This window comes from Intestinibacter sp., from assembly GCF_051866655.1.
Taxonomy (GTDB): Bacteria; Bacillota; Clostridia; order Peptostreptococcales; family Peptostreptococcaceae; genus Intestinibacter.
This window is the reverse complement of sequence record NZ_JBJDXL010000285.1, coordinates 1-3,996: the sequence shown is the minus strand read 5'-3', so window position 1 is coordinate 3,996 and position 3,996 is coordinate 1. Positions and strand designations below refer to the sequence as shown.

Here is a 3,996-nt window from a genome sequence, read left to right as displayed (position 1 = left end):
GTACGCATCTAACAATGAACTTAGAGAACGCTATCCCGAGTTCTATGAGTCTATGTCTCGTAACTTAGATGTAGTAGTAGTACTAGCGCTAGTTGATCTTCGCAATGAACTTATGGCTAAGAACGAACGCGGTGAACTGAAACTAACAGTTAACCCTGAGCAAGTACTTCAACTTAAAGAAGCTGCTGCTATGGTAGGTATAGAACTAGCTCCTGCTATTGCTTTACCTGGCCCTGGTAAACAGTTATCTCTTGATTTTACAGAATCTAAGATTCCTGAATCACTAAATGAGAAGAAAGCTATAACTGAAGAGAAGGTCGAATTAGACCCTCACAAAATTACTACTAATGAAGAAGTAGTAAAGGCGTTAAACCATCTTCTCACTAAAGGCAAGAATATTGCTGAAAATGTAGTTAATACTGTAGAATGGTATCGAGTTTATTGTGGTCTAAAGGAAGAAAACGCTGAAAAGAAACTTGAACTTGATAATCGTACAGTAGGCGAATGGTTACAAGAAATCTTTAGCCTTACTCCCGCTACTGTTATTTTTAACGGTTTAGGACAAGCTATATATAACTATACCTGTGTAACTGGTAATCCTATTAAGGCGCATTGCATCCTTCACGGTAATTTGTCTAAAGATAACTTAGGTTGGAGTGAAGAGCAGATTGCTGATCTTGCTAAATGTTTTATTACAGGCAAGTATAAGCTTAAAGTAGCTAACAAAGAAGCATCTGAAGATCCTTCTAAAAACAAAGCTATGACAGCTATAATAGGTAGTCTTGGTGTAGAGTTTGTAGATAAACTATTTACTGACTCTAAGAATGACGAAGATGAAGCTGCTAAGCAATTAGCTAAGCAGACTATATCTATAGTTAAGAATAATTACTTCAAGAAAGGAGAAACTGTATCAGAAGACCAGCTACGTCTGAAGATAGGTCAGATTATTAATCTGTACCGTGATCCTATGGACCGTATTGCTGAATGCGCTTTCTATTGCTCAGAAGCAAAGAAAGAAGCAGAACAGCCTGAAACTGAAAAAAAAAACTAAAGCCGTTTAGTGCTTTAATTCGGTTTAAGAACTTTCTTAGAGGTATATACAACTAATATAATCAATATAATGAAGAAATTTATTTTGCCATTATTATTTGCAGCCAGTTGTATCATTGGTTATAATATTCCTCCAGGTGCACAAACTATTCAAGCTAGTCCACCTGTAACATTGTCTCCAATAGAACTTAGCAGTCTATTGAAAGTACCTAAAACTACAGAGACTGTAGACATTACTGTTAATTTAGAAACTCAAGAAGTTTCTGTTAACAGTAGTAATACCGATGTAGCTGTAAATGTGAGAACTATAGGTGAACCTAAGACTAAAGTAATCACAAAGTACAGAACTATTGTTAAAGAAAAAGAAGTACAATCAGGTTATCCTCATATAGCTAGCATGTATAAAGTAACCGAAAAACCTGTACTTAACTTTGAATAAATACTTATGTTGTAGATAAGTACTATTTAATAACTCGGATGGCATTAATATTAATACTATATTACCAAAGAAATATACTATTTGTATTAGTATACTATTTAGTAATATAGTATTAGTAAGTACCAGAGTTTAATAATTCTAGGAGAAGATAAATCCTCAGCGGTAAAAAGTTAGTAGTAATAACCGCTTAACAAATGCTATAATTATACTACAGTTCGAGAGGAGTAAAACTAAAGCGTAAATCACTCCGGCAGGCATAACCGTATGAAGATCGACTGCGTCAGGGAGCTATGTTCATTTACATTGGCCCGAAATAAATCGAAAGATTACAGAATCCGAGAATATGTTAGCAGCTAAAACTGTGAGATTACTCAAAAGGTAGGATACTAGCTTACTATGTTGAAAGCAGAGTAAGAGGCGTAAGGGTAATAAACAAGCCATTTGTGAGAACCGTCTGGTGACAAAAAAGACCCGTTAAATAAGCTCAGCAGAGACGAAAAACAAAAGTTTATAAGGAGAACGAAATCTTCTTAAGTACTCGTGTATTATCACAATATGAATCAGAAAGGAGTATAGACACGACGCTGCAACAGGAACAATACGGTTCCTGAATAAACCCTTGGAAAAGGTTTATTAAAGCCGAGAGGCAAACTTGATATGACTAACATTCAAAAGCGAATTCCAAACTCGCTATATAAAAGGGCAATTATGCCTCCAGAAAGGAAAAATAGGCTACTTCTAGTGTTTCTACTATAATTGGTTAGTAGTATAAAGGGAAGATAAAATTACTGATACTAATGTAAGGGCAACCGTGTTATGGTATGCATTATATCATCTTGACTGGTTATCGTGGAGCAGAAGCCAATTCTGTGCCTTATCGTAAATAGGGTTCTCTTGAAGATGGATACGCAATGTCCCAAGTAATAATATAAGAGCAATGCATATGAGATTGATGCAGCCTTTCAAGTCTAAAGTGACTCACGTGTTTAGTCGTTTGTGTGAGTATAATTGAATGAGAAATGATTACGGAGCAACAAACTCGTCGAGCGGTAATGAGAGCGCTATAACTCTGATACTATATCTACAAGACCTTTAGCAAGTCTATTTTAGTAGTGTAAATACTGTATTGAGAACTATAACTCAATAAATTTAGCAGAGTTTCGTAAGCTTTAAGATATAAAAGCTTAATATTCTAACAATATTTGCTCACTCCAGAGTATTAGACGATAAGAATAAACAACTACAATATCAGAGAGACATAGAGCTGCTGTAGCGTGGAAAACTACAACCAGTAAATGGTTACTAATATAAGATGTTATATTGTATTTACTCAAGATATATGCTGAATAGAGTCAGCTGTGCAAATGAACTCTAATTTTATTAACTATTTAAACAATTTAGGAAGTTCAATGTTTAGAACAGAGATACAAGCTACTGTTGTAAAGTAGAAGTAAGGAGTTTGATACACCCTAGACTGCCAACCGTCATGCTGACATTAGAAACTCGTAAAGTACAAACCGCAAGAATGTACGTAAGAGAACGCTGATTCGTTTTAAATTCCGTAGGTACATACTGTCTCTATGTATCATTAAAAGTATTCTCAGTGCAATAGCGTATGAGGCGGATACGATGAATAGGTGGAAATCCTATATGTTCGTGCAGTATAAATAAAAAGTCCTGGATAAGGCACAGTGGGCCATGCTAAGCAATGGACTGTGAGTTTAGTAAGGTTAGATAAACCGCCGGTACTCGCGGAGAGTCCCGATAACAATTTCCTTATATGTTTGTAGAACATTTGTTTGATGATAAACTATCTATAGAGCATCTAATAGCATTATAGATTACGGGAACGAGGTGCATGCAGCATCACGTTAGTTGAATCTGCATAGTAGAAGTACTATAAACTAAATATCATTTTATTTATCAGATTAATACCAAATTTGACAGAAGAATCATTTCATTTTAAGTACCTAGTAGGTTAACACTATTGAGTTAGTATGTTGTCTTTCAAAGCTTTTTAAAGCGGTTACATATACGTATACACAACATTTAAGAAATAACTGAAGAGTACAGAGTTTATTAACATAGTCATTAACTTTTTCCGTACTATATATCAAGTATGGAATCAAAAAGGGAAAATTTTATGAATACTGAAGTTTTGAATTTATCAGCTAAGTCCGCTATTGCGACTTACCGGAAAGCCGCTCAGGCTTATGGCCCTTACTTTGGGCAAGTATTATTAACTGTAGTTACAACTAATCCTGACCTTAAGTGGAAGGAAGATTGTGTAAACGGCAAGCAGACTTTACGGAACGAAGTAAAGGCGTTTGTTATTAAGGCGATTGATATAGTCGGCATTAAGTTCATCGAAAAGGATCTCGACGGTTATCCTAAGATCGTGCTGAACCCTGAGTCTAACGATCCTAACTTGACTTTCCCGGTATCCGTGCCCGAGTTTCCTAAAGCTACTCGTGAAACTGTCATGGACTGTATCGACCGTATTGGCA

General features: G+C 35.6%; 3 protein-coding genes. All 3 read left to right on the top strand.

Features of this window, described 5'->3' with window-relative positions; translation table 11 throughout:
- On the top strand, positions 1-1,051 hold a 1,051-nt coding region (locus ACI3VO_RS08505; protein WP_439757504.1), incomplete at its 5' end, for a hypothetical protein.
- Between the two features lie 198 nt (positions 1,052-1,249).
- Positions 1,250-1,489: a hypothetical protein gene (locus ACI3VO_RS08500; protein WP_439757503.1), complete on the top strand. Its 240-nt coding sequence runs from the start codon at positions 1,250-1,252 to the stop codon at positions 1,487-1,489.
- A gap of 2,143 nt (positions 1,490-3,632) precedes the next feature.
- A partial coding sequence (locus tag ACI3VO_RS08495) for a hypothetical protein (RefSeq protein WP_439757502.1) occupies positions 3,633-3,996 on the top strand: 364 nt, incomplete at its 3' end.